Genomic DNA, 23,767 nt, shown 5'->3' with positions numbered 1-23,767 from the left:
GAGGGGTTGGGGTGGTGGCGATGTGTGCACATCGCGCGCGCAGCCCCAAGCGGCACCGAACCACCCCAACCCCTCCTTTAAAAAGGAGGGGCTCAAACGGGACCTTTTGATCGCTACCAGCATAGACAAGGCTCAAGCTCACTGAAGCCCCTCCTCTTCAGAGGAGGGGTTTGGGGTGGTGCCGGCCCGACGCCCAGCCCACCGATCAGGAGTCCCGTCCAATACCTCCACCAAAGCCAGCAAAACCCCGTCCATATTCCCCATCACATCTAAGTTACTAAAACGCACCGTCCGATATCCCTTTTTCCGCAATCGATCATCGCGTTTGAAGTCAGAATCGATATCATGCGTATCACCATCCACCTCAACAATCAGCTTTTTAAGCGGACAGAAAAAATCAGCGATATAATAGTCAATCACCGCTTGCCGGCGAAACTTATGCCCAGCCAACTGCGAAGCCGACAGATGCCGCCACAAACGCTTTTCCGGCTCGGTAGGATTGCGCCGCATCTCCCTAGCACGAGCGAGAAGAGTGGCCCGGTCCGTCACTCTCTTAGCCCCTCCTTTTTAAAGGAGGGGTTGGGGTGGTTTCTCTCGGCAAAGAGCCGTCCCCCTGTTTTGCGATGCCTTCCGGTCGGCACCATCTGAATTCGCTACGCGAGCGATGCTGACGCACCGCCACCACCCCAACCCCTCCTCTGAAGAGGAGGGGCTTAAGATGGCAGATCAGTTTAGCGACCGACCTCATTCCGAAGATATCCTCAGAAGTTAGTTCCATGCCGAGGTCGTTGCGATTATGCCACTGGAGTTGTCGCCAAAAGCGACCGGATCAAAATGAAAGCCAATCGCTTGGGTTCAGCGTCATTTATCAACTTTACAGAATCGATCAAATTCCAGACGCCCAAACTCACCATGGCAATTATCACCACAAAAGATACCGGATGAGGAAATCCGGAATCTCCAAAAGCTACTGCCATTAGAAACCCGAGCGCGATTATCCCGAAAACCGATAAGACAAGAAACAGCAAAGCCAGAGCAATCAGACCAAAATAAATCAATGGATTGGTCGTATCTATAAATTTGCTATTCAAATCAAACCCCCTCCAGCAACCGATCCGCCTGCGCTCTCGCCTCGTCGGTCACATCCGCCCCAGACAGCATTCGGGCAATTTCCTGCCGCCGGCCTTCGGCGTCCAGCGCGCGGACATCGGTGCGCGAGACGGTGCCGCTGCGTGACTTGTTGATCAACATATGCGCGTCGCCCTTGGAGGCAACCTGCGGGCTGTGGGTCACGACGAGCAGTTGCGCGCCCTGCGACAGGCGCGACAGGCGGTCGCCGATCGCCGAGGCTACCGCGCCACCGACGCCGCGGTCGACTTCGTCAAAAATGATCGTTTTCAGACCATATTCTTCCGCCAATGCAACTTTAAGGGCAAGAATGAACCGCGAAAGTTCACCACCCGACGCAATTTTGCCCAAAGGTGCCAGCGGGGCGCCGGGATTGGTCGAAATCAGGAACTCGATCCGGTCCATTCCGCCTTTACTCCAATGCTCTTCGGGCAATTGTTCAAGCAATGTCTCAAATCTTGCCGCATCCAGCTTGAGCGGCGCCAATTCGCCGGCCACCGCCTTGTCCAGTGCTTTCGCCGCCTTCGCCCGCTTCGCCCGCAAATCTTCCGCCGCCGCAATGTAGGAGTTTCTGGCATCGGCCAAAGATGCTTCCAAATCTTCCAATGTCCGCCCGCCATCGCTGATTGCCGCCAGCCTGTTCTGCAGATCATTGAGCAGATCCGACAGCTTGTCCGGCTCCACCCGATGCTTTCGCGCCAGGCCTCTCAGATCGAACAGGCGGGTCTCCATATCGTCGAGTCTCTGCGGGTCAAAGCTCAGCGCATCGGCCGCGGCATTGAGCTTGTCCTCGGCATCGGTTGCATCGATGATCGCCCGGTCGAGCGACTCCAGTGCCTCCTTCAACAGCGCGTGATCCTCGGCGATCATGTCGAGCCGCCGCGCCGCCGATCGCAACGACGCCAGTCCGCCGTTGGAGCCGTCAAAGGCCGCGCGAATCGCTTCCAGGTCGCCGGTAAGCTTCTCGCCCTTCATCATCGTCGCACGCTCCAGCGCGAGTTCCTGCTCTTCCCCCGGTTGCGGTGCGAACTTGGACAGTTCGGCAACGCTATGCTCGAGATAGTCCCGGTCGTTTTCCGCCGCTTCCTGCTCCTGCCTGGCCTGTTCCAGTGCCGTTTTCGCATCTTGCCACGCATCAAAGGCAGCGGCCACCGCAGCGCCTTCCACACCGGCGAAAATGTCGAGCAAGGCCCTGTGCCCCTTGGGGTTGATCAAGCCGCGATCATCATGCTGGCCGTGAATTTCGATCAGCTGGCTGCCCACTGTTCGCAGCAGGCTTGCCGAGCAGGGCTGGTCGTTGATGAACGCGCGACTGCCACCGTCGGCCTTGACCGATCGCTTGATGATCAGCGGTTCGCCGGGCTCTATATCGATATCATTTTCGGCCAGCGTCGCGGCCAGTTTGCTGTCCCTGGCCGGCGGTTCGAAACTGGCGGTGACCTGGGCTTTGTCCGTTCCCTGCCGGACCAGACCACTATCCGCCCGATTACCCAGCGCCAGCCCGAGACTGTCGAGCAGGATCGACTTGCCGGCGCCGGTCTCGCCGGTCAGTACGGTGAGGCCCGATCCGAACTCCAGATCGAGCGCCTCAATCAGCACGATATCGCGAATGGAAAGGGACTGCAGCACAGGTCCCTCTTAAAACAGGTTCAGCCTGGCTGCAACGGATTGCAGCGCCACAGGCTTTTAAGTCGCACCATGTTTGTTGACCAGGTCATAAGCGCGCTCATACCATTTGCTGCCAGGATAATTGGCGCCCAGAACAGCAGCTGTTTTCTTCGCTTCCACCGGAATACCGAGAGCCAGATAGGATTCTGTCAGCCGCATCAGCGCTTCCGGCGCATGGGTGGTGGTCTCATATTTCTCGATTACCGTCCGGAAACGGATCGTGGCCGCAAGCCATTTGCCGCGACGCTGGTAGAAACGTCCGATTTCCATTTCCTTGCCGGCCAGATGGTCGTTGACCAGATCGATTTTCAGCTTGGCATCGGCTGCATAGCGCGAATTGGGATAGCGGCGGGCCACCTCGCCCAACGTCGCCAGCGCCTGTTCGGTAATCTTCTGGTCGCGGGTCACATCGCCGATCTGCTCGTAAAAGCAGAGCGCGATCAGATAATAGGCATACGGCGCATCCTTGTTACCCGGATGGATCGACAGGAAGCGGCGCGCCGATTCTGTCGCCTTGCTATAGTCGCCCGACAGATAATAGCTGAACGCGCTCATCTGCTGCGCGCGACGGGCCCAGGGCGAATAGGGATGCTGGCGCTCGACCTCGTCGAACAGGGCAGCGGCAATCTTGTACTCGCCGCGGTCAAGCCGCGTTTTTGCGGCGCTGTACAGCGTGTTGACATCGCGGGCGACATAACGGGTGTCGGTTCCGCTACCACCGCCGCCGCCAAACATGGCGCAACCGGAGAGAAGCGAGGCGGAGAGACCCAGAGCGGCCCATCTGATAATGTGTTTTGTCATATGCCAACCTCTTAACCGCTTGTTTTCATCCAGCCAAGAATAAAGCAAAAAAACCGCTGGAGCAGAGTGCTACTCCCTGTTCGCTTTCAGCTTTACCGGACATTAATCCGGCGGGGTCCGGGCAAAAATTTCCCGGCAAAAGAAAAAGGGCCCGGATCACTCCGGGCCCCTGATTTCTCTCTTGGTCGAAAATCTAGTCTTCGGTGATCGAGGACGGCAATGGAATATCGCCGCCGCCTTCGTTCTTCGGACCATCATTGTTCCGGCCACGTCCGCCGCCGTCACGGCCGCGTCCACGACCGCCACCGCCATCACGACGCGGGCCGCGTGGCTTGTTTTCGCGTGGAGGACGCGTGTCTTCCAGTTCTTCACCGGTTTCCTGGTCGACAACCCGCATCGACAGGCGAACCTTGCCGCGCTGGTCGATTTCGAGAACCTTGACCTTGACTTCCTGGCCTTCGCTCAGTTCGTCGGAGACCTTCTCGACCCGCTCGTTCTTGATTTCGGAAACATGGACGAGACCGTCCTTGCCACCCATGAAATTCACGAATGCGCCAAAGTCGACCAGGTTCACAACCTTGCCGTCATAGACTTTTCCGACTTCAGCTTCTTCGACAATACCCTTGATCCATGCGATGGCCGCGTCAATCTGGGATTTGTCGGAAGAGGAAACCTTGATCAGGCCTTCGTCATCAATGTCGACCTTCGCGCCGGTTTCAGCAACGATTTCGCGAATGACCTTGCCGCCGGTACCGATAACGTCGCGGATCTTCTCCTTGTTGATCTGCAGCGTTTCGATGCGCGGAGCATGTTCGGACATTTCGGTCCGAACCGAAGACAGCGCCTTGCTCATTTCACCGAGGATATGCGCGCGACCGCCACTGGCCTGTTCCAGAGCAGACTTCATGATTTCCTGCGTAATGCCGGCTACCTTGATGTCCATCTGCAGGGAGGTGATGCCCTTTTCGGTACCCGCAACCTTGAAGTCCATGTCACCGAGATGATCTTCGTCGCCGAGAATGTCGGAAAGAACGGCGAAATCTTCGCCTTCGAGGATCAGGCCCATGGCAATACCGGAAACCGGACGCGCCAGAGGCACACCAGCATCCATCATTGCCAGCGAACCGCCACAAACGGTCGCCATCGAAGAGGAACCGTTGGACTCGGTAATGTCCGAGAGAACACGGATCGTGTACGGAAATTCTTCCACTGTCGGCAGAACCGGACGGAGCGCACGGAATGCGAGCTTGCCGTGGCCGGTTTCGCGGCGGCTGGTAAAGCCGAAACGGCCCACTTCACCAACCGAATAAGGCGGGAAGTTATAGTGCAGCATGAAGTTGGTGTAGCTCAGACCGTCGAGACCGTCGATCATCTGCTCCGCGTCCTTGGTGCCCAGGGTCGTGGTCACAATCGCCTGCGTTTCACCGCGCGTGAACAGAGCCGAACCGTGGGTCCGTGGCAACAGGCCAACCATGGCTTCGATCGGACGAACCTGATCAAGCTTGCGGCCATCGATACGGGTGCCGTCCTTGATGATGGCACCACGAACGATTTCGGCTTCCAGCTTCTTGACCATCTTGCCGGCGGTCATCTGCGTCTGGCCGTCAGCCTCGGCATATTTTTCCTTGGCTTTTTCGCGAACCGCGTTCAGCGCGTCGCTACGCTCTGACTTGTCGGTTTTCTTGTAAGCCGCAGCGATATCGTCTCCGACCAGCTTGTGCAGCTCTTCCTTGATTTCGCTATTGTCATCACCGGCGTCGAGCTTCCAGGGCTCTTTCGCAGCCTGCTCCGCCAGATCGATGATCAGGCCAGCAACCTGCTTGGACGCTTCGTGAGCGAACTGGACAGCACCGAGCATGACTTCTTCGGACAGCTCCTGTGCTTCCGATTCCACCATCATCACCGCGCCATGCGTTGCTGCAACCACCAGGTCGAGTTCGCCTTCGGCAACTTCTTCCATCGACGGGTTCAGCTGATATTCGCCTTCCTTGTAACCGACGCGTGCGGCACCGATCGGCCCCATGAACGGAACGCCGGAAATGGTCAGTGCAGCAGACGCCGCAACCATCGCCAGAATGTCCGGTTCGTTGACGCCGTCATAGCTCATCACCTGACAGATTACGTTGATTTCGTTGTAGAAGCCTTCGGGAAACAGCGGACGGCAAGGACGGTCGATCAAACGCGATGTCAGCGTTTCCTTTTCCGTCGCACGGCCTTCGCGCTTGAAGAAACCGCCCGGAATACGGCCGGCGGCTGAGAATTTTTCCTGATAGTGGACGGTCAGCGGGAAGAAGTCCTGTCCTTCGCGCACCGATTTGGCGGCGGTAACTGCGCACAGCACAACCGTTTCGCCGAGGGTCGCGAGAACCGCGCCATCAGCCTGACGGGCAATACGGCCCGTTTCGAGGGTGAGGGTCTGTCCGCCCCACTCCATTTCAACTTTCTTTACATCAAACATTCGTATTTTCCTTTGTCCCGCCTGCCCTATGCAGTGCGGGGGCTTTCCTGTGTCCAGCAATCCGGCTGAACAGCGGTTCGGGGTCATTGTACCCCAGTCGATAGATAGCGCTGCCTTATTGCCGCGATACCCAATATGAAAACGGCCCCCGCATGGAGGCCGCTCTCGAAATCTTATTTCCGGAGACCAAGGTCCTTGATCAGCTTGGCGTAACGCTCGACATCTTTCTTGCGAAGATAATCCAGCAGGCTGCGCCGCTTGTTCACCATCATCAGCAATCCGCGACGGGAGTGGTTATCCTTGTGGTGACCTTTGAAATGTTCGGTCAGGTTCACGATGCGCTCGGTGAGCACAGCAACCTGAACTTCCGGGGAACCGGTATCGCCCTCAGACTGGCCGAATTTCTTGATCAGTTCCTGCTTTTTTTCTGCGGTAATCGTCATTTATATCATTCCTTCGAACATCTTTTACATATTGAACCCGCGGACAACCTTTACGGTGCCATCAACAATCTCTGCCAGAGCAACCGGAGAACCTTCATTCTCTGTCGCTAGAAAAAGCCCGTTGACTGCGGGGTTCCCGACCAAATCCTGCTCGTCCAGCGTCAAGCCTTGTCGAAGCATTCTTGCCTGATCAGGGTCGAGGTCGAAAGCCGGGATGTCGTCCAGCCCCGCCTCAAGCGGCAAGAGGTATTCCTTGATGTCCGCGCCCTTACCAATTTCGTTGAGTTTGTCCAGCGAAATCGCCTGCTTCAGGCTAAATGGCCCCGCCTTTGTCCGGCGCAGCATGGTGACATGGCCGACCGTGCCCAGCGCCCGGGCGATATCGCGGGCGAACGAACGAATGTAGGTGCCCTTGGAGACTGTGGCCGAAAGGGTGATTTTTTCCACTGGCTCGTCATCCTGAACCTGTTTCAGGCCCCCCGGAGATCCTGAAACAGGTTCAGGATGACAAACTGCCAGGGAATATATCTCCACCGCCCGCAGCTTCATTTCGACATCCACCCCTGCCCGCGCCAGATCATAGGCCCGCTTGCCATCAATCTTCAGCGCAGAATATTTTGGAGGTATCTGCTCGATCGGCCCGGTAAATTGGGGCAGAATCGCCTCAATTTCCGCGAGCGTTGGCCGATGGGAAGATATCTCCGTCACTTCCCCTTCGATATCGAGCGTCTCGGTCTCGGCGCCAAAACCAATGGTGAATTCGTATATCTTGGACGCATCGAGCATCCGCCCGCACAATTTCGTAGCCTCGCCCAGTGCAATCGGCAGGACGCCAGTCGCCAGCGGGTCCAGCGTCCCCCCATGACCGACCTTCAGCTTGTTCTTGCCCTTGCCGAGCAAACCGGCTTCGCGCAGATTGCGCTTCACCGCCCCGACGGCTTGCGTCGAGCCGAGTTCGAGCGGCTTGTCCAATATGATCCAGCCGTGCGGCTTTGCTGTCCTCAATCTATTTCCTGACTGAAAAACTAATAGTTATCGGGGTCGAAATCATAGCCATCGCCGATTTCATCGAATGGAATAAGCGGCTTGCGAACGATCTTGCTCCACATTTCAGGAACATGATCATCTTCAATATTACCGTTCGCGGTTTTTTTGCGCCTCGTCAGATAATTGATGCTTACCGTCTTCAATTCTCCGGTCCCGCGGTGCACATGATGATTGTCATAACCGATCAACAGCAACTTCTTGTCATGCAGACGGAATGCAAATGTCCGGTTGAACATATGCCAGGCGCCCGCGCTCGCCCAGAAACCGATTTTCAAACGCATAACGCCATTCTCGATAGTCAGAGAACCATCCGAAGCGTTATCAATCGGGTCATCCATCGTTGCGCTGCCGGTCACGGGAATAATCTGGTGATTTCGAGCAATCTGCCGATATCCGCCACTGGCCTGTTTCAATGCGACCACAATAGTCCGCGGATTGCCGTCATATCTGTCTCTGCCAAAACGGTCGCCTTCAATAATCAGTGTCCGATCATCCTGCCGGATAATAAGCGCCATATCCGGCAGACCATCCCTGTTCAGATCACCTGCAACAGATTTCTCCAGATACCAACCATCGGGAACGAAACCTTCGGCCGAACTCGCTTGCTCGGCAACCGAACCCTCACGTCGCAGATCGTCAGAACGATTGTCTGCATGACTTGCGCTGCTCGCCATAACCATGGACGTGGCAAGAAGCGTGAACCTGATTTTCATGGGCCCCAATCCTCCTTGAGTAAACCAAATATCGCGGTATCCCGCACATAACCCGTCCAGGTAATCCGGTTCTTGCGCAGCGTTCCCTCATGCATAGCGCCGAGTTTCAACACCGCAGCCATCGACCGTTTGTTGCGGGTATCGACACGAAATTCTATCCGGGTGAAACCATTTTCAAAGGCGTGATCGATCATCAACTTTTTCATGATGTCGTTGAAACCGCTGCCCCTCACTGACGGTGCGATATAGGTTCCGCCGATTTCGACCACTCCGAATGGATCGGGATTGATAAAGTTGGTCATGCCAACAACCGTGCCGGTTTCGCCTTTGATCACCGCAAAACGCACCCAGTTGGTGGTGTCGTGGAAAGCCTCGATCGCCTTGTCGAAATTCTCGTCCAGCATGGAAACCGGATAGATATCCCAGATATCCTGATCCTCTGCGCAAGCTGCGCGCAACGGTTCAAGATGCTGCTCGGCCAGCGGTTCGAGCCGTACAGGCCCCTGCTCCAGCGTTACAGACAGTTCAGCCATTGAGCCGCTCCCGGAAATGCTTCCGGCACAGCGCAATATAGCTTTCATTGCCGCCAATCTCCGTCTGTGCGCCGGCGGCGATGGCCTTGCCCGTTTCGTCAATCCGCAGGTTCATCGTTGCCTTGCGTCCGCATTCGCAGACCGCCTTCAGTTCAACCAGACTGTCGGCCAGGCCCAGCAGCTTGGCCGATCCCGGGAATAAATTGCCCTGAAAATCCGTCCGCAGACCATAGCAGAGCACCGGCACCCCGCTCTCGTCAGCCAGCCTCGCGCATTGCCAGACCTGCGCTTCGGTCAGGAACTGGGCTTCATCGATCATCACGCAGGCCAGTTCACCGTCTTCTTGCTCCGCCTCGACGGCAGCAAACAAATCCGTTTCTTCACCGAAACGATGCGCGTCTGCGTGCAGACCGATCCGGGAGGCAATGGCGCCAAAGCTCGCACGATTGTCGATCGCGGCGGTCCACAGCATGACCTTCATGCCCCGCTCGCCATAGTTGAACGCCGCCTGCAGCAGATTGCTCGACTTGCCGGCGTTCATCGACGCATAATAGAAATAGAGTTTGGCCATCAGCGTCGGTCCTTAACCGTTCGTGCTGAGCCTGTCGAAGCACTTTTGCGTCCGGAAGCCGTCCTTCGACAAGCTCAGAACGAACGGCGCTAGTTCTCGTCGGCCTCTTTCGACAAATCCTGTGCAACCTTGGGATTGCTCAGCAGGCTTTCGATATGTTCGGCGGTATCAAAGCTCTCGTCGGCGAGAAATTTCAGCTTTGCCGCATATTTCATCTTCACCCGCTTCGCGACTTCCTTCTGGAAAAACGCGGTGTTGGTTTTCAGCGCCTTGAGCACGTCCGCCTCGTTGGCGCCGAGCAGCGGCTTCACGAACACTGTCGCATGCCGCAAGTCCGGCGACATGCGCACTTCGGTAACGCTGACGCTGTGCGAGGTCAGCACGGCGTCATGCACCTCGCCGCGCATCAGCAGCTCCGACAGGATATGCCGGACCTGCTCGCCAACGCGCAGCAAGCGGACCGAACGGCCTTCGGGAGATGTGTCGTTATATTTTGCCACAATGTTTAAGCCTCAATATCGTCATCCCGGATCAAGTCCGGGATGACGAATATATCAAAGAACCCGCTCTTTCTCCGTGACCTGGAAGACTTCGAGCATATCGCCTGGCTTGATATCGTTGGTATCTTCCAGAACCGCACCACATTCCATGCCGGCACGGACTTCCTCGACATCGTCCTTGAACCGCCGCAGCGACGCGATGGTCGTTGCGCTGACGATAACATCGTCGCGGGTAAGACGCGCGAACAGGCCCTTGCGTAAGGAACCTTCGGTAACCAGCAAGCCGGCAGCCTTGTCCTTCTTGCCCGACTTGAACACGTCCTTGACTTCCGCACGACCGACAACATTCTCGATCTTCTCGGGACCGAGTTCACCCGCCATTTCGGCGCGGATATCATCGGTCAGATCATAGATGATATCAAAATATTTGAACCGCACCCCATCGCGCTTGGCGATTTCACGCGCCTTGGCATTGGGACGCACATTGAACCCGATGATCGGCGCTTTCGAGGCGCCAGCCAGGGTAACGTCCGATTCCGTGATCGCGCCAACACCACTGTGCAGGATGCGCACCTTGATATCGTCGTTCGAGATCTTGTTCAGCGCCTGCACGATCGCTTCGGTAGAGCCCTGAACATCGGCTTTGACCAGCAGCGGGAATTCGACAGCGCTGTTCGCCGCCGCTGAGAACATATTCTCGAGACTGGTCGGTGCCTGCGTGGTCCGCTTCAGCTTCTCCTGCTCCGCACGATAGGCCGCCACTTCGCGGGCCCGCGCTTCATTCTCGACCACGGTCAGCTTGTCGCCGGCAGAAGGCACGCCGGAGATACCCAGCACTTCGACCGGTGTCGAAGGCCCAGCTTCCTTGACCTGCTTGCCCTTGTCGTCGATCATCGCCCGGACCTTACCGGTCTGCGAACCGACAACGAAGACGTCGCCGCGCTTCAATGTACCGCGCTCGATCAGCACCGTGGCAACCGGTCCGCGACCGATATCCAGCTTCGCCTCGACCACTGCGCCTTCGGCGGGACGGTCGGGACGCGCTTTCAGTTCCAGCAATTCGGACTGGACGTGGATTTTCTCCATCAGTTCGTCGAGACCGATCTTCTTGAGTGCCGACACTTCTGCATCGAGCACGTCGCCGGACATTTCTTCCACGATCACTTCATGCTCGAGCAGACGGGTACGAACCGTTGTCGGATCGGCCCCTTCCTTGTCGATCTTGTTGATCGCCACAATCATCGGCACGCCTGCCGCCTTGGTATGGTTGATCGCTTCGATGGTCTGCGGCATCAAACCGTCATCGGCGGCAACAACAAGGATCACGATATCCGTAACATTGGCGCCGCGCATCCGCATTTCGGTAAAGGCTTCATGGCCAGGCGTGTCAAGGAAGGTGACCTTGTCGCCATTTTTCATCGTCACCTGATAGGCGCCAATATGCTGGGTGATGCCACCCGCTTCACCGGCAACCACATCGGTTCCACGCAAGGCATCGAGCAACGAGGTCTTGCCGTGGTCGACATGGCCCATGATCGTGACGACCGGCGCGCGCGGTTTCAATGTTTCTTCCGGATCGACATCGGCCTGTGTGTTGATTTCAACATCCGCCTCGGAAACACGCTGGATATTGTGACCGAATTCTTCGACCAGCAATTCTGCGGTATCCTGATCGATCGTCTGGTTGACGGTCACCATCGACCCCATGTTGAACAGGGACTTGACGAGATCCGCGCCTTTCTCGCCCATGCGTTTCGCCAGTTCCTGAACGGTAATGGCTTCCGGCACGATGACGTCGCGGATTTGCTTTTCGCGCGGTTCGCTTGGCCGCCCGGACCGCTGCGCCCGTTTTTCCTTCTCGCGCGCCCGTTTCAGCGCCGCCAGTGAACGTGCCCGTGCAGCGCCATCTTCGCCGCGCAGCGCGCGGTTGACGGTCAGCTTGCCCGACTGACGACGGTCGTTGCGGTCGTCGCGTCCGGCTTTCTGCTTTTCCTTTTCCGGCTTTGCGCGCTTTGGCGATTCCACGGGCGTAAACTTGCGGGCTGGAGGCCTCGCTGTGCCTGTGGTCGCGGACGCTGCCGCCTTGCCCTTGTCTGCCGCAGGGGCTTCTTCGGCTTCGGCAGCGGGCGCTTCGGCCGCGGCTTTTTCCGCAGCAGCAATCTCTTCCTGAGCCTTGCGAGCCTGCTCTTCTTCAGCTTTGCGCTTCTCTTCAGCCCGCCTCTTTTCTTCGGCCGTCTGCTCTTTCTTTTCGCGTGCATCGCGAATGCGCGCTTCCTGCATAGCAGCAAGCCGCGCTTCTTCCGCTTCGCGCAGCAGCTTTGCCTGTCTTTCCTGACGGGTCAGTCCATCATCGACTTTCGGCGCTGCTGCCGGCTTTTTCGGCGCTGCCTTGGGAGCAGGAGTCGGCGCCGGTGCGGGCGCAGGGGTTTCCTTGACGATTTCTTTCGCCGCTTCCTGGGCACCGGGCTTGCCGACCAGCTTCTTGCGTTTGACTTCGACCACAACCTTGTTGGTGCGTCCGTGGCTGAACGTCTGTTTGACTTCGCCAGGCTCAACCGAACGCTTCAACCCCAGGGGTTTGCGTGCAGGTTTTGGCGTATCTTTTGTATCTTCACTCATCGAACAGACTTAATCCTTAAAATAGTAATTACTGCAATATCTTATCCAGTTTTTCCGACCGGACTACGCAACTTTCTTTTCCGCATCATCATCCACTTTACCAGAACCGATAAAGTGAAGCCATCTCTTCAGGCTGTGCGAAATTCGCCCCGCTGCGCGCTTGTCGGTAATCCCGATATGCACCACATTCTGGCGGCCCAATGCCACAGAAAGCCCCTGCCGGTCCACCGGCAATATCAGACCACGTATATTTTCGCCTTCCCGGTCGCTGCCGACCCGCCAGGCTTGATCCAGTTTGGCGCAGCCATCGCGCCCGGCGTCAGCCGCATGAAGCAGCATATGGAGATCGCCTTGTCGTGCGGCGGTTTCGATCTTCTCCGATCCGGTGATCAAAGTCCCGCCACGCGCTTCCAGACCCAGCCGATCCAATGTGGAGCGTTCCAGCGCCAATTCAAGCAATTGTCCGAGATTGTCGGGAATTTCCAGCTCGCCGGTCTTGAAAGCGCGGGCCAGCGCGCCCTTCAGCTGCCCTTTTGCCTGAGCGGTCTCCAGCGCAGCACGATCAACGGCAATCCATGCGCCCCTGCCGGGTGCCTTGGCGCGTACGTCCGGGGCAATCTGCCCCTCGGGGCCCATCGCAAGACGCAGCAAATCCTCCCGGGGAAGACTTTCCCCGGTTAGAATGCATTTACGATATGGCGCTTGATCTAGAGGTTTAGACCGCGTCTCATTGGGGAGATTCCGCATCTGCGTCCTCCCCGGTTTCCACTTCGGCAGCAGCCGGCTCGTCTTCATCCTCAAACCAGTGCGCACGCGCGGCCATGATGATTTCGTTGCCCTGCTCTTCGGTCAGACCATATTTGGCCAGCACACCATCGGGCTCGGGCTTGCGATTGTCATTGCGGCGACGCGGCTCCGATTTCCGCTTGAGAACAAGCTCGTCGGTCGCGAGATCCGCAACATCGTCCAGCGTCTTGAGGCCCGCTTCGCCGAGAGTGACCAACATCGCTTCGGTCAGGTGCGGCAGTTCGGCAATCGCGTCCTCGACACCCAGTTCGGTACGTTTTTCGCGCGCAGCCGCTTCGCGCCGTTCCAGCGCTTCAAGCGCACGGCTCTGCAATTCGGCCGCAAGCTCGTCGTCAAATCCTTCGATGTTCGAAATTTCTTCCGGTGCAACATAGGCGACTTCTTCAAGCTCGCTGAACCCTTCGGCGACGAGCAACTGCGACAGGGTTTCATCGACGTCCAGATCTTCCTGGAACATTTCCGTCCGCGCGGCAAATTCCGCTTGCCGTTTCTCGCTCGAATCCGCCTCGGTCATGATATCAATGGCAAGGCCGGTCAGTTGCGATGCCAGACGCACATTCTGGCCGCGGCGACCAATGGCAAGGCTCAGCTGATCGTCAGGCACGACAACTTCGATGCGACCTTCTTCTTCGTCGATAACCACGCGGCTGACGGTGGCCGGTTGCAATGCGTTGACCACGAAGGTCGCGATATCTTCCGACCAGGGAATGATGTCGATTTTCTCGCCCTGCATTTCCTGAACGACAGCCTGAACGCGACTACCCTTCATACCGACACAGGCGCCGACCGGATCAATGGAACTGTCGTGGCTGATCACACCGATCTTGGCGCGCGAGCCAGGATCGCGGGCAGCGGCCTTGATTTCGATGATGCCGTCGTAAATTTCCGGCACTTCCTGGGCAAAAAGATGCTTCATGAAATCCGGGTGGGCACGGGACAGGAAAATCTGCGGCCCGCGATTTTCGCGACGCACATCCAGGATCAGCGACCGGACACGATCGCCAACACGAGCTGCTTCCCGCGGAATCTGCTGGTCACGACGGATCACGCCTTCGGCGCGGCCCAGATCGACAACCACATGGCCAAATTCGACCGATTTCACCACACCGGTAATGATTTCACCGGCCCGGTCCTTGAATTCTGCAAATTGCCGCTCGCGTTCTGCGTCGCGGACTTTCTGAAAGATAACCTGCTTGGCCGACTGCGCATCGATGCGGCCGAGATCGACTTCCGGCAGCGGATCGACGATAAAGTCACCCACTTTGGCGCCCGGCTCCAGCTTTTCGGCCTGCTTGATATCGACCTGCTTGAAATAATCCTCGACTTCCTCGACGACTTCGACAACCCGCCAGAGACGCAGGTCGCCGGTATTGATATCGAATTTTGCACGAATGTCATTCTCTGCGCCATAGCGGGCACGCGCCGCCTTCTGGATGGCTTCTTCCAGCGCTTCGATCACAATCGCCTTGTCGATCATTTTTTCCGTCGCAACGGCGGTCGCAATCGCAAGCAACTCGGCTTTATTGGCTGAAATAGCACTGCCCATGATTAGTCTTCCTGTTCTTCTAAAGTCTGTTCTTCGATTTCGTCCGCACCTTCCGTTGAAACCGGTATGGTTGCAGCGATAAGGGCGTCGGTCAGAATCAATTTTGCGCTATGGACATTCGTAAGAGGCGTCTCCTGACTGCCTGCCTTGCGATCGTCAATCTTTATTATATTTCCGTCGATACCTTCGAGCAGGCCACGCAGCTGTTTTTTGCCAGCCACCGCCTCGATCAGATTGATCCGCGCTTCGTGACCGGCCCAATTTGTGTAATCTTTCGCACGGGTCAGCGGCCGGTCAATACCTGGCGAGCTGATTTCCAGTCGGTAAGCATGATCAATCGGGTCGCGCCCCTCTTCTTCCAGAGCGTCGAATTTTATCGATATCCGGCGGGACAATGCGGCGCAATCATCGATATTCAGCTGCCCGGTTTCCGGACGTTCCGCCATGATCTGGAGCGTGGGCTCATCGGCCCCGGACACGAACTGCACGCGCACCAGATCAAAGCCCAAAGCATCTGCTTCCGGTTTAATCAGGTTCGTCAGTGCAACTATATCGGTCAATCCAGGTCCTTCAGTCTCAATAGAATGCGAATTTGCTACCGGCCCCTTGGCGCCAGCCCTTCACAATCTCACAATGTCGGGATGACTGCTATTTAGGGACAGATTCTCGAGATTGCAACGCCTGATTCAAACGGTGAGTATATTATAGCCCAGCATCACCAGATAGAGGATCAGCAAGATAGCACCTTCCCACCGTGATATCTTGCGTCCCGTCGCCGCGAAAACCAGCAACAGTACCGAAGCGGCGATCAGCACAGGCAATCCGAAATTGCTGATTTCACCGGGGATTGTTCCGGGAGCAATCATCGCGGTAACGCCGCCGATCAGCAGCAGATTGAAAATGTTCGAACCCAGCACATTGCCCAGTGCAACGGCACTTGCGCCTTTATAAGCTGCAACCACAGAGGTCACCAGTTCCGGCAACGACGTGCCGATCGCAATCACCGTCAGTCCGATCACGGCTTCGCTCATGCCGACCAGACGCGCCAGTTCAACCGCCCCCTCGACCAGCCATCGCCCACCCAGAACGATCATGATTATCCCGATCAGCAGCAGCAATATGGATCGCCAGAGTGGCTGGATGTCGTGGAGATGCGTATCTGAAATCTCCAGAGCTTCGGCTTTTTCATGCAAGGCACTGGCCCCGACCGGCTGCGTCCTCTCCGCCCAATAAGCATAGGCCATATAGCCGGTCAGCAAGACCAGAAAGGCGACACCCGCCGCTATCGTTATCCCGGTCGTACTGGCAACCAGCCAGAGGACAACGGTCATCACCAGCGCCAGCCCGCCATCACGCCAAAGCGGCCCTCTCGGCACCACCATCGGCAGAATCAGGGAGGCGGCCCCCAGGATCAAAAGGCTGTTTGCAAGGTTGGATCCGACGATATTTCCCCAGGCGATGCCAGGCGATCCGGCGCGTGCGGCCTCGACGCTGGCTACAAGTTCGGGCGCAGATGTGCCGAAACCGACGATGGTCAGTCCGATCAGAAGCTCCGACATGCCCGCGCGTTCCGCCACCCGGACAGCACCGCGAACGAGCAGTTCGCCGCCGATGATAAGGATTACGAATCCCGCAACGAGCAGCAGCAGCGGGATCAGCATTGCAATGCCGCAGCGTAGGCTGCGAAGCTGCCGAGACATATTGCATCGACAGCCCGGCCGCTCCGCAATATCTGCGGAGCATTGCGCAGCCTAGCCATTGCGCTTGCCGAGCAGTTTCAGGCGCAGCGCATTGAGCTTGATGAAGCCTTCCGCATCTTTCTGATCATAAGCGCCGGCATCATCCTCAAAGGTCACCACTTTCTCGCTATAGAGGCTGTCAGGCGATTTGCGCCCGACCACGTTGACCGACCCCTTGTAGAGTTTCAGCCGGACAGTGCCGTTGACCCGTTCCTGGCTGTTATCGATCGCCGCCTGCAGCATTTCGCGTTCCGGCGAGAACCAAAAGCCATTATAGACCAGTTCGGCATAACGCGGGGCCAGTTCATCCTTCAGATGCGCCGCACCGCGATCCAGCGTCAGTTGCTCGATCCCGCGATGGGCGGCATGGTAGATGGTCCCGCCCGGGGTTTCGTACATGCCGCGCGATTTCATGCCGATATAGCGGTTTTCGACCAGATCCAGACGACCAATGCCGTGTTCGCGACCATAATCATTGAGCCTTTCGAGCAAGGTCGCCGGGCTCATGGCTTCGCCGTTGATCGCGACGCCATCGCCACGTTCGAAGTCAATCGTGATATATTCGGGCGTATCGGGCGCATCCTCAGGATTGTTAGTCCGCGAATAGACATAATCGGGCACTTCTTCCCAAGGATCTTCGAGAACCTTGCCCTCGGAAGAGGTGTGCAACATGTTCGCGTCACAGGAAAACGGCGACTCTCCACGCTTGTCCTTGGGGATCGGTATCTGGTGCTTCTCGGCAAATTCGATCAGCCGGGTGCGACTGGTCAGATCCCATTCCCGCCAGGGAGCAATCACTTTTACGTCCGGGTTGAGGCCATAATAGCCCAGTTCAAAGCGGATCTGGTCATTGCCCTTGCCGGTGGCGCCATGAGCCACGGCATCGGCTCCGGTCAGCTTGGCAATCTCGATCTGGCGCTTTGAGATCAATGGCCGTGCAATCGACGTGCCGAGCAGATAAAGCCCTTCATAGAGGGCATTCGCGCGCATCATCGGAAAGACGAAATCCTTGACAAATTCTTCGCGAAGATCGTCGATAAAAATGTGCTCCGGCTTGACGCCCAGCGTTTCGGCCACGCGACGGGCCGGTCCCAGCTCCTCGCCCTGCCCAAGATCGGCGGTGAAGGTCACCACTTCACACTGATATTCCTGCTGCAGCCATTTCAGGATGACGCTGGTATCCAGGCCGCCGGAAAAGGCCAACACTACGCGTTTTACAGATTCGCTCATTTGCTTCGCTTTCGATGGAAATATGCCGTCAATTTGAAAGCGCGCCTAACAGGCTCCAATTTATCGCGCAATATGCTATGCTCGAATAATCAGGAGAAGATGGTGGCGAAAGCGGAACTCAAGACAAAGCCCAATGATGCCGATGTCGATGCATTCATCGCCACCGCACAACCCGATCGCCGACAGGAAGAAGCGCGCCAGCTCGTCGACCTGTTCAGGAACGTTACCGGTGAAGAGCCGCAAATGTGGGGACCTAGCATCATCGGATTCGGCAGTTATGACTATAAATATGCCAGCGGGCGCGAGGGCAGCATGTGCCGCACCGGTTTTTCGCCGCGTAAGGCGAAAATCAGCATCTATCTCATGGGCGCCTATTGCACGCCCGAAGCCCAGACAGAGCAGGAACGCCTGTTCGGTTTGCTGGGCAAACATAGTGTTGGCAAGTCCTGCCTCTATATCAACCGGCTGGATCAGGTCGACATGGTCATATTGGAACAGCTGATCCGCAATAATTGGGAGCTGATGAACGACCGCTATCCGCAATAGTCGAAGCGCCTGCCAAGGCGGTCACTCATCCGACCAGCTTGCGCGGAGCGCGTTCTCCGTTTCGCCAATATAATCCCGCGTCAGTGGCAAAGTCCGCCGGTTGCGGGTGAACTGGATCTGGTAATTGCACATGCCCCCATTTTCAAAGGCCGCGGTCGCGCCAGCAAGGTAGAATATCCACATCCGGTAAAAGCGTTCGTCATAAAGCGCGACAATCTTGTCCTTGTTGCCAACCGTTCGCTTGTACCATTCCCGCAAAGTAAAAGCATAATGGAGCCGCAAGTTCTCGATATCCGTAGCGATCAGGCGATATGGTTCGCTCGCCTCCAGCGTTTCGCTGAGCGCGGGAATATAGCCGCCGGGAAAAATATATTTGCGGGTGAAGGCGTCCGTGGTGCCGGGACTGCCCATCCGTCCGATCGTGTGCAACAGCATCACACCATCGTCTGTCATCAGATTGGCGCAACTGCGGAAAAAGGTCCGGAACTGGGGTGTGCCAACATGCTCGAACATACCGACCGAGACAATCCGGTCAAAGCCCCCCGCCTCGCGCCGGGCGAGATCCCGATAATCGATCAACTCGAATTTCACCTTGTCCGCGACGCCCTGCTGTTCCGCCCGTTCACGTGCCTTTTTAAGTTGCTCCTCGCTCAACGTGATGCCAAGCATCTCGACGCCCGTCTGGCGATGCAGATAGAGCGCCATGCCACCCCAGCCGCAGCCAATGTCAAGCACCCGCTGCCCGGGCTTCAGGTCGAGCTTGGCGGCAATATGCGCCTTCTTGTCTTCCTGTGCCTGCTCGAGCGTCATGTCAGGGCCTCGACGGTCAAAATCCCAATAGGCGCAACTATATTGCAGGTCCTCGTCCAGAAACAGGTCGTAAAGATCATTGCCGACATCATAATGGTGAGCAACGTTGGCTTTTGAACGGCCGAGCAGATTTATCCGGTCCAGACTGCCGGCGACATGATCGCGGACCTTCTTGAACGCGCCGGGCTCCTGCAGCTTGCCGCCGCGCTCAAAAGGCTTGTTGGCGCGCAACAACTGCACCAGCTGCATGATATCGCCTTTCTCGACGATCAGACGGCCATCCATGAACGTCTCGGCTGCACCCAGTCGCGGGTCCAGCAGAATCTGGCGCACCACATTCTTGTCGGCGAGCCGGATGCTCACGTCGGGATAGTCCGGGCTTGGACGTCCGAACGCTTCGGTCTCTCCGTCCGCATACGTCACCGTGATCGAGCCTTTTTCAATAACGCTATTCAGAAACCGGCCCAATATCGACATATATTCACTCCTGAAGTTCCGTACAAAATTCCGTGGCTCAGATACCCGCATACCATTCATATCCGGCGACATCCTGCCAATAGCCGCCTTTGCCTTCACCGATGCCGTCAAGGGATGCAACCGCCTCTACCCCGGTGACATATTTGGCATGCTTGTAGCCCAGCTGTCGCTCGACCCTGAGTCGCAACGGCGCTCCGTTTTCGATTGGCAGCGGTGATCCGTTCAACCGATGGGCCAAAATCGTCTGCGGGTGAAAACCGTCGAGCAGGTCGATGCTTTCATAATAAGGTCGCCCACCCAGTCGGTCGGCGCAGTGAAAGACTAGAAAGCGGGCACTGTCCCGCAACTGCGCCAGATCGAGCAGGATCTTCAGCGGAACCCCGGTCCATTGACCGATAGCGCTCCAGCCTTCGACGCAGTCATGCCGGGTGATCTGCGTTCGCTGGGGCAACGCTTGCAACGCCGCCAGGCTGAATTGCTGCGGCTTGGCGAAAAGACCGCTCAGCCGGAGCTGCCAATCGGCAAAACCCTGCGCCGCGCTGGCAGCATATTCGGGGGTTGCCGGATCCCGACTGCCATTGGCGCGAAATGTCGGCGACAGATCGGCAATCTCATATTCGCTCGCCAGTTCCATCCGGTCCCCCAGAGCGCGCTGTACGGCAAAATTGGCATGTTCGGCACTGGATAGCATGTCCTGAAAAACCGGATTGCGGTTCAGGGCATCGCAACCGGACAACAGCCCCCCTGCGCCTATTGCCGCGCTGGCAATCAACTTTCGACGCGTGATGATGGTCATTACACTGTCCCCCTGCCCTGCCCACCGGTTAACATCGCCTTGACCTGCGTGATCGGTCCGGAGAGGAGCACCATCAGGATATGGATCAGGAAAAACAGCACCAGCAAAAAAGCCGACAGAAAATGGACAGACCGGGCCGACTGACGGCCACCAAAGACATCGGTTAGAAGCGGCCAGTTGGCATCCATGGCCGGGGACATGGCAAGCCCGGTAAAAACCATCAACGGCAGCAGAACGAATATCACGCCAATATAGCTCAGTTTCTGAATGACATTATATGCTTTCGTCGAGGATTGCCGAATTTCGGATAATCTGAGATGATCGCCAAAGGACCTCCATATATGAGCAGGTCGCCACTCTTCCTTGCGCATGTGAAGGTCGCGCTGGATATGCCGGTTCCATAGCGACCGGAACATGAACAGCGTCAACCCGATGCTGAAAATCCAGGCAAAAAAGAAATGCCAGCGCCGGCCATCGGCCAGACTATATGTGGAGGGAATGGTGGCCCAGCCGGGAAAGGCCCATGTCTGCGTCCTGCCCTCGCTATCCTGCCAGTTGCCCAGCACACCGGTGGTATCAATTCGGGTGTCGCCCAATCTCAGATAGGCTTGCGTCCGGGACGAGCCGACTGCCATCCAGGCATAATCGTCATTGGCACCATATTCGCCCCAATAGAGCCGCGGATGGGCATTGAAGATGGTCAAACCGCTCATGAGCAATATCAACAGGCAAAGCGCGTTGACCCAGTGCCATATCCGGGTGGTCAGCTGGTGGCGTGGTCGATCGGCTATGATGATATCCTCCGGCATGGCTATACTCTAGCCGCTGGTTCGCTCTTGCCAAGCCTGTCGTTACAGCCGCCAACTGTTGTAGAAGAGCAACACAGTCAGAGAGAATGAAGATTGTTACGATTTTATTGCAATCATGCAGTTGTCATTCAGGTTTGTAAACTTATATGCCTAAGCGACCGCGAAAGAACATTATAAGTTAAAAAACTTAGCGGTCGTTTATTCGCAAAATCAAGGAACCTATAAAAATGAAAAATGTAACAATAGCAGCCGCTATTGCAGCATCTGTGCTTGCATCCCCCGTACTGGCTCAGGAAAAAGGCGATTTTTCCGGCGTAAAAGCTACAGCAATCGCTGGATATGATAATATTGACCTTGACATCGCCGGCATCGATAATGTCGACGGCTTCCTTTATGGCGCCACGCTTGGCTATGATATGCAGTCCGGTAATATTGTCTATGGTCTCGAGCTGGAAGCAACCGAATCCACCGGTAACATTTCCGATGCGACAGGCCGCATTGAAGCCGGTCGTGATCTGTACGCCGGCGGCCGTCTTGGCGTTGTTGTTGGCGACACCGCCCTGCTCTATGCAAAGGCTGGCTACACCAATGCTCGCGTTTCCTCACCCGGCCTGGGTGGTGATAATGGCGACGGCGTTCGCGTTGGTGCCGGTATCGAATATCAGTTGAGCGACAATATGTTTGCTCGCGGCGAATATCGTTACAGCAACTACGAAGCGGGCGTTTCCCGCAACCAGGGTCTGGTCAGCCTCGGCATGAAATTCTAGTCCGGCCGGATTGACCTTGAAACACGGGGCGGGCAGCGATGCCCGCCCCTTTTTTGATGACGCCTTGATTACTCGCACTCTATTCTGCCAAAGAAGACTGAAAAGGGAGTGATATTTTCATGAGCGGCAAGAAACAGGTCATCAATCTCGATCCGGATCCGCTTGCACCCTACGCCATATCCCCTGCATGGCGCGCCGGAGACCTGCTCTTCCTCTCAGGGCAGGCAGCAATAGACGAACAGGGGCAGGTCATCGGAGTCGCGGATTTCGATGCCCAGTTGCGTCAGGTTTTCATCAACATAGACCGTGTTCTGCACGCAGCAGGCAGTAGTCGCGACAATATCATCAAGGTCACCATCTATCTGACTGACATGGAGAATTTTGCCAAGGTCGTACAGGCGCGAAAAATCTATTTCAAAGCACCCTATCCGGCAGACACAACGCTGGAGGTCAAGGCTCTCGCTCTGCCTGACCTGATGGTTGAAATCGACGTCATCGCGACTGCCTAGCCCAGAGCCGCCTGCTTCTCTTCGGCCAGTCGGTCCAGTTCGGCGCGGCTCTTCTTTTCGCTCGCCGATTTCAGCTGCCCACAAGCCGCCATGATATCACGGCCACGCGGGGTCCGGACGGGAGCGCTAATGCCGGCATCAAAAATGATCTTCGAGAAGGACTTGATCCGTTCGGGCTCGGAACATTCATAGTCCGAACCCGGCCAGGGATTGAACGGGATCAGATTGACCTTTGCCGGCAGATCGTAATTGCGCAGCAGGTTCACGAGCTCCCGGGCATCCTGGTCGCTGTCATTCTTGTCCTTCAGCATTACATATTCAAACGTGATCCGCCGGGCGTTATTGGCACCGGGATAATCGGCGCAGGCCTGCAGCAGTTCCTCGATCGAATATTTGCGGTTGAGCGGGACGATCTCGTCCCGGGTTTCCTTGTTCACCGCGTGCAGTGAAATCGCGAGATTGACGTTGATCTCGGCTCCCGCACGGGCAATCATCGGCACGACACCGCTGGTCGACAAGGTGATCCGCCGGCGGGAAAGCGCGAGCCCGTCACCATCCATCACGATCTTCATCGCATCGCGCACATTGTCAAAATTGTACAAGGGCTCGCCCATGCCCATCAGCACGATATTGGTGAGCAGTCGTCCATCGGACTTATAGGCCTGATTATAGACTTTGGTGTTTTCCGTCTCCTCGTCGTCGGCAAAGTCCATCACGCCTTTTGGCCATTCGCCCAGCGCGTCGCGGGCCAGCATGACCTGACCGACAATCTCGCCGGGGGTCAGATTACGAACCAGTCGCATCGTCCCGGTATGACAGAACCGACAGTTAAGCGTACAGCCGACCTGGCTGGAAATGCAAAGCGTCCCGCGATCCTCGTCGGGGATGAAAACCATTTCATAATCCTGCGCATCGGCAGAACGCAGCAACCACTTTCTTGTGCCGTCTTCAGACAGGTGCGCTTCGACAACTTCCGGCCGCCCGATCACAAAGCGCTCTGCGAGCCACGGTCGCAACGTCTTGCTCATATCGGTCATCAGCGCAAAATCGCTGATGCCGCGATGGTACATCCAGTGGAACAACTGCTTGGAGCGCAATTTCCCCTGTTTTTCCTCGAGACCGGCAGCGATCAGCACGTCGCGGATCTCCGCAACGCTGAGACCAATCAGGTCGACGCGACCGTCGGCGCGCGGGGTGACCTTGGCGGGCAAGGGAACGGGATCAATATGGCCGGGAATCTGCATGGGAGC

General features: G+C 56.9%; 24 protein-coding genes. 3 read left to right on the top strand and 21 right to left on the bottom strand.

Annotated features, from left to right (window positions below; all coding sequences use genetic code 11):
• Window positions 1–138 precede the first annotated feature (138 nt).
• The 17 genes from SPHFLASMR4Y_RS02950 to SPHFLASMR4Y_RS02870 all read right to left on the bottom strand — a co-directional run bounded on the left by SPHFLASMR4Y_RS02950 (window position 139) and on the right by SPHFLASMR4Y_RS02870 (window position 17,803).
• A complete protein-coding gene (locus SPHFLASMR4Y_RS02950; RefSeq protein WP_313906758.1) occupies window positions 139–549 on the bottom strand; it encodes an endonuclease domain-containing protein in 411 nt (136 codons plus the stop codon).
• 245 nt (window positions 550–794) lie between these two features.
• Entirely contained in the window at window positions 795–1,091 is a 297-nt protein-coding gene (locus SPHFLASMR4Y_RS02945) for a hypothetical protein (RefSeq protein ID WP_089132230.1), read from the bottom strand.
• A gap of 1 nt (window position 1,092) precedes the next feature.
• Window positions 1,093–2,757: a DNA repair protein RecN gene (gene recN / locus SPHFLASMR4Y_RS02940; protein WP_089132229.1), complete on the bottom strand. Its 1,665-nt coding sequence runs from the start codon at window positions 2,755–2,757 to the stop codon at window positions 1,093–1,095.
• Between the two features lie 57 nt (window positions 2,758–2,814).
• Window positions 2,815–3,597, bottom strand: coding sequence for an outer membrane protein assembly factor BamD (locus tag SPHFLASMR4Y_RS02935; RefSeq protein WP_089132228.1), 783 nt, complete (start codon window positions 3,595–3,597; stop codon window positions 2,815–2,817).
• A gap of 193 nt (window positions 3,598–3,790) precedes the next feature.
• Entirely contained in the window at window positions 3,791–6,055 is a 2,265-nt protein-coding gene (gene pnp / locus SPHFLASMR4Y_RS02930; protein ID WP_089132227.1) for a polyribonucleotide nucleotidyltransferase, read from the bottom strand.
• Between the two features lie 173 nt (window positions 6,056–6,228).
• On the bottom strand, window positions 6,229–6,498 hold the full coding sequence (rpsO, locus tag SPHFLASMR4Y_RS02925) for a 30S ribosomal protein S15 (protein ID WP_089132226.1): 270 nt from the start codon (window positions 6,496–6,498) through the stop codon (window positions 6,229–6,231).
• A gap of 24 nt (window positions 6,499–6,522) precedes the next feature.
• Window positions 6,523–7,503, bottom strand: a complete 981-nt coding sequence (truB, locus tag SPHFLASMR4Y_RS02920; protein ID WP_089132225.1) for a tRNA pseudouridine(55) synthase TruB — start codon at window positions 7,501–7,503, stop codon at window positions 6,523–6,525.
• 20 nt (window positions 7,504–7,523) lie between these two features.
• Complete coding sequence (locus SPHFLASMR4Y_RS02915; RefSeq protein ID WP_089132224.1) at window positions 7,524–8,258, bottom strand: hypothetical protein; 735 nt, start codon at window positions 8,256–8,258, stop codon at window positions 7,524–7,526.
• Window positions 8,255–8,791, bottom strand: coding sequence for a GNAT family N-acetyltransferase (locus SPHFLASMR4Y_RS02910; RefSeq protein WP_089132223.1), 537 nt, complete (start codon window positions 8,789–8,791; stop codon window positions 8,255–8,257). Before SPHFLASMR4Y_RS02910 ends, SPHFLASMR4Y_RS02915 begins: the two co-directional genes overlap by 4 nt.
• Entirely contained in the window at window positions 8,784–9,362 is a 579-nt protein-coding gene (locus tag SPHFLASMR4Y_RS02905) for a thymidine kinase (RefSeq protein ID WP_089132222.1), read from the bottom strand. Before SPHFLASMR4Y_RS02905 ends, SPHFLASMR4Y_RS02910 begins: the two co-directional genes overlap by 8 nt.
• 89 nt (window positions 9,363–9,451) lie before the next feature.
• The gene (gene rbfA / locus SPHFLASMR4Y_RS02900) at window positions 9,452–9,862 is read right to left on the bottom strand and encodes a 30S ribosome-binding factor RbfA (RefSeq protein ID WP_089132221.1); all 411 of its coding nucleotides are present in this window, start codon (window positions 9,860–9,862) and stop codon (window positions 9,452–9,454) included.
• 54 nt (window positions 9,863–9,916) lie between these two features.
• On the bottom strand, window positions 9,917–12,481 hold the full coding sequence (gene infB / locus SPHFLASMR4Y_RS02895) for a translation initiation factor IF-2 (RefSeq protein ID WP_089132220.1): 2,565 nt from the start codon (window positions 12,479–12,481) through the stop codon (window positions 9,917–9,919).
• Window positions 12,482–12,544: 63 nt separating this feature from the next.
• On the bottom strand, window positions 12,545–13,228 hold the full coding sequence (locus SPHFLASMR4Y_RS02890) for a DUF448 domain-containing protein (protein WP_089132219.1): 684 nt from the start codon (window positions 13,226–13,228) through the stop codon (window positions 12,545–12,547).
• Window positions 13,209–14,834 (bottom strand): transcription termination factor NusA, encoded by a 1,626-nt coding sequence (gene nusA, locus SPHFLASMR4Y_RS02885; RefSeq protein WP_089132218.1) that lies wholly within the window; start codon window positions 14,832–14,834, stop codon window positions 13,209–13,211. The genes SPHFLASMR4Y_RS02890 and nusA overlap by 20 nt, the downstream gene beginning before the upstream one ends.
• 2 nt (window positions 14,835–14,836) lie before the next feature.
• Complete coding sequence (rimP, locus tag SPHFLASMR4Y_RS02880; protein WP_089132217.1) at window positions 14,837–15,394, bottom strand: ribosome maturation protein RimP; 558 nt, start codon at window positions 15,392–15,394, stop codon at window positions 14,837–14,839.
• 126 nt (window positions 15,395–15,520) lie between these two features.
• The gene (locus tag SPHFLASMR4Y_RS02875) at window positions 15,521–16,495 is read right to left on the bottom strand and encodes a calcium/sodium antiporter (RefSeq protein WP_089132216.1); all 975 of its coding nucleotides are present in this window, start codon (window positions 16,493–16,495) and stop codon (window positions 15,521–15,523) included.
• 90 nt (window positions 16,496–16,585) lie between these two features.
• Window positions 16,586–17,803 carry an argininosuccinate synthase gene (locus tag SPHFLASMR4Y_RS02870; RefSeq protein ID WP_089132215.1) on the bottom strand — a complete coding sequence of 406 codons (1,218 nt, stop codon included), beginning with the start codon at window positions 17,801–17,803 and terminating at the stop codon, window positions 16,586–16,588.
• Between the two features lie 99 nt (window positions 17,804–17,902).
• On the opposite strand from SPHFLASMR4Y_RS02870, the gene SPHFLASMR4Y_RS02865 reads away from it, so the two are divergent.
• Window positions 17,903–18,349 (top strand): DUF1801 domain-containing protein, encoded by a 447-nt coding sequence (locus SPHFLASMR4Y_RS02865; RefSeq protein ID WP_089134639.1) that lies wholly within the window; start codon window positions 17,903–17,905, stop codon window positions 18,347–18,349.
• Window positions 18,350–18,370: 21 nt separating this feature from the next.
• On the opposite strand, the gene SPHFLASMR4Y_RS02860 is transcribed toward SPHFLASMR4Y_RS02865, so the two are convergent.
• Genes SPHFLASMR4Y_RS02860 through SPHFLASMR4Y_RS02850 form a run of 3 tightly spaced genes read right to left on the bottom strand, consistent with a single transcriptional unit; the run spans window position 18,371 to window position 21,241 of the window.
• Window positions 18,371–19,636: a class I SAM-dependent methyltransferase gene (locus SPHFLASMR4Y_RS02860; protein WP_089132214.1), complete on the bottom strand. Its 1,266-nt coding sequence runs from the start codon at window positions 19,634–19,636 to the stop codon at window positions 18,371–18,373.
• Between the two features lie 37 nt (window positions 19,637–19,673).
• Window positions 19,674–20,432 carry a molybdopterin-dependent oxidoreductase gene (locus SPHFLASMR4Y_RS02855; protein WP_089132213.1) on the bottom strand — a complete coding sequence of 253 codons (759 nt, stop codon included), beginning with the start codon at window positions 20,430–20,432 and terminating at the stop codon, window positions 19,674–19,676.
• Entirely contained in the window at window positions 20,432–21,241 is an 810-nt protein-coding gene (locus SPHFLASMR4Y_RS02850) for a cytochrome b/b6 domain-containing protein (RefSeq protein ID WP_089132212.1), read from the bottom strand. Before SPHFLASMR4Y_RS02850 ends, SPHFLASMR4Y_RS02855 begins: the two co-directional genes overlap by 1 nt.
• A 227-nt stretch (window positions 21,242–21,468) precedes the next feature.
• Here SPHFLASMR4Y_RS02850 and SPHFLASMR4Y_RS02845 point away from each other — a divergent pair, with 227 nt between their 5' ends.
• Both SPHFLASMR4Y_RS02845 and SPHFLASMR4Y_RS02840 read left to right on the top strand, forming a co-directional pair.
• Window positions 21,469–22,008: an outer membrane protein gene (locus SPHFLASMR4Y_RS02845; protein WP_089132211.1), complete on the top strand. Its 540-nt coding sequence runs from the start codon at window positions 21,469–21,471 to the stop codon at window positions 22,006–22,008.
• A gap of 119 nt (window positions 22,009–22,127) precedes the next feature.
• Entirely contained in the window at window positions 22,128–22,517 is a 390-nt protein-coding gene (locus tag SPHFLASMR4Y_RS02840) for a RidA family protein (protein ID WP_089132210.1), read from the top strand.
• Here SPHFLASMR4Y_RS02840 and rlmN read toward each other — a convergent pair.
• Entirely contained in the window at window positions 22,514–23,761 is a 1,248-nt protein-coding gene (gene rlmN / locus SPHFLASMR4Y_RS02835) for a 23S rRNA (adenine(2503)-C(2))-methyltransferase RlmN (protein WP_186266032.1), read from the bottom strand. The two genes, SPHFLASMR4Y_RS02840 and rlmN, sit on opposite strands and share 4 nt — an antisense overlap.
• Window positions 23,762–23,767 lie beyond the last annotated feature (6 nt).

The sequence above is a fragment of the Sphingorhabdus sp. SMR4y genome, assembly GCF_002218195.1.
In the GTDB taxonomy this organism is placed as follows: domain Bacteria; phylum Pseudomonadota; class Alphaproteobacteria; order Sphingomonadales; family Sphingomonadaceae; genus Parasphingorhabdus.
This window is presented reverse-complemented; position numbering and strand designations above follow the sequence as displayed.

What these genes read in the sequence shown, in the direction of transcription:
- SPHFLASMR4Y_RS02840 (WP_089132210.1), top strand. Translation starts at nt 22,128, where the DNA reads ATGAGCGGCAAGAAACAGGTCATCAATCTCGATCCGGATCCGCTTGCA.
- SPHFLASMR4Y_RS02915 (WP_089132224.1), bottom strand. Translation starts at nt 8,258, where the DNA reads ATGAAAATCAGGTTCACGCTTCTTGCCACGTCCATGGTTATGGCGAGC.
- SPHFLASMR4Y_RS02860 (WP_089132214.1), bottom strand. Translation starts at nt 19,636, where the DNA reads ATGTCGATATTGGGCCGGTTTCTGAATAGCGTTATTGAAAAAGGCTCG.
- SPHFLASMR4Y_RS02910 (WP_089132223.1), bottom strand. Translation starts at nt 8,791, where the DNA reads ATGGCTGAACTGTCTGTAACGCTGGAGCAGGGGCCTGTACGGCTCGAA.
- SPHFLASMR4Y_RS02865 (WP_089134639.1), top strand. Translation starts at nt 17,903, where the DNA reads ATGGTGGCGAAAGCGGAACTCAAGACAAAGCCCAATGATGCCGATGTC.
- SPHFLASMR4Y_RS02855 (WP_089132213.1), bottom strand. Translation starts at nt 20,432, where the DNA reads ATGACCATCATCACGCGTCGAAAGTTGATTGCCAGCGCGGCAATAGGC.
- SPHFLASMR4Y_RS02935 (WP_089132228.1), bottom strand. Translation starts at nt 3,597, where the DNA reads ATGACAAAACACATTATCAGATGGGCCGCTCTGGGTCTCTCCGCCTCG.
- SPHFLASMR4Y_RS02870 (WP_089132215.1), bottom strand. Translation starts at nt 17,803, where the DNA reads ATGAGCGAATCTGTAAAACGCGTAGTGTTGGCCTTTTCCGGCGGCCTG.
- SPHFLASMR4Y_RS02905 (WP_089132222.1), bottom strand. Translation starts at nt 9,362, where the DNA reads ATGGCCAAACTCTATTTCTATTATGCGTCGATGAACGCCGGCAAGTCG.
- rlmN (WP_186266032.1), bottom strand. Translation starts at nt 23,761, where the DNA reads ATGCAGATTCCCGGCCATATTGATCCCGTTCCCTTGCCCGCCAAGGTC.
- SPHFLASMR4Y_RS02890 (WP_089132219.1), bottom strand. Translation starts at nt 13,228, where the DNA reads ATGCGGAATCTCCCCAATGAGACGCGGTCTAAACCTCTAGATCAAGCG.
- SPHFLASMR4Y_RS02850 (WP_089132212.1), bottom strand. Translation starts at nt 21,241, where the DNA reads ATGCCGGAGGATATCATCATAGCCGATCGACCACGCCACCAGCTGACC.
- infB (WP_089132220.1), bottom strand. Translation starts at nt 12,481, where the DNA reads ATGAGTGAAGATACAAAAGATACGCCAAAACCTGCACGCAAACCCCTG.
- nusA (WP_089132218.1), bottom strand. Translation starts at nt 14,834, where the DNA reads ATGGGCAGTGCTATTTCAGCCAATAAAGCCGAGTTGCTTGCGATTGCG.
- pnp (WP_089132227.1), bottom strand. Translation starts at nt 6,055, where the DNA reads ATGTTTGATGTAAAGAAAGTTGAAATGGAGTGGGGCGGACAGACCCTC.
- rpsO (WP_089132226.1), bottom strand. Translation starts at nt 6,498, where the DNA reads ATGACGATTACCGCAGAAAAAAAGCAGGAACTGATCAAGAAATTCGGC.
- SPHFLASMR4Y_RS02875 (WP_089132216.1), bottom strand. Translation starts at nt 16,495, where the DNA reads ATGCTGATCCCGCTGCTGCTGCTCGTTGCGGGATTCGTAATCCTTATC.
- SPHFLASMR4Y_RS02845 (WP_089132211.1), top strand. Translation starts at nt 21,469, where the DNA reads ATGAAAAATGTAACAATAGCAGCCGCTATTGCAGCATCTGTGCTTGCA.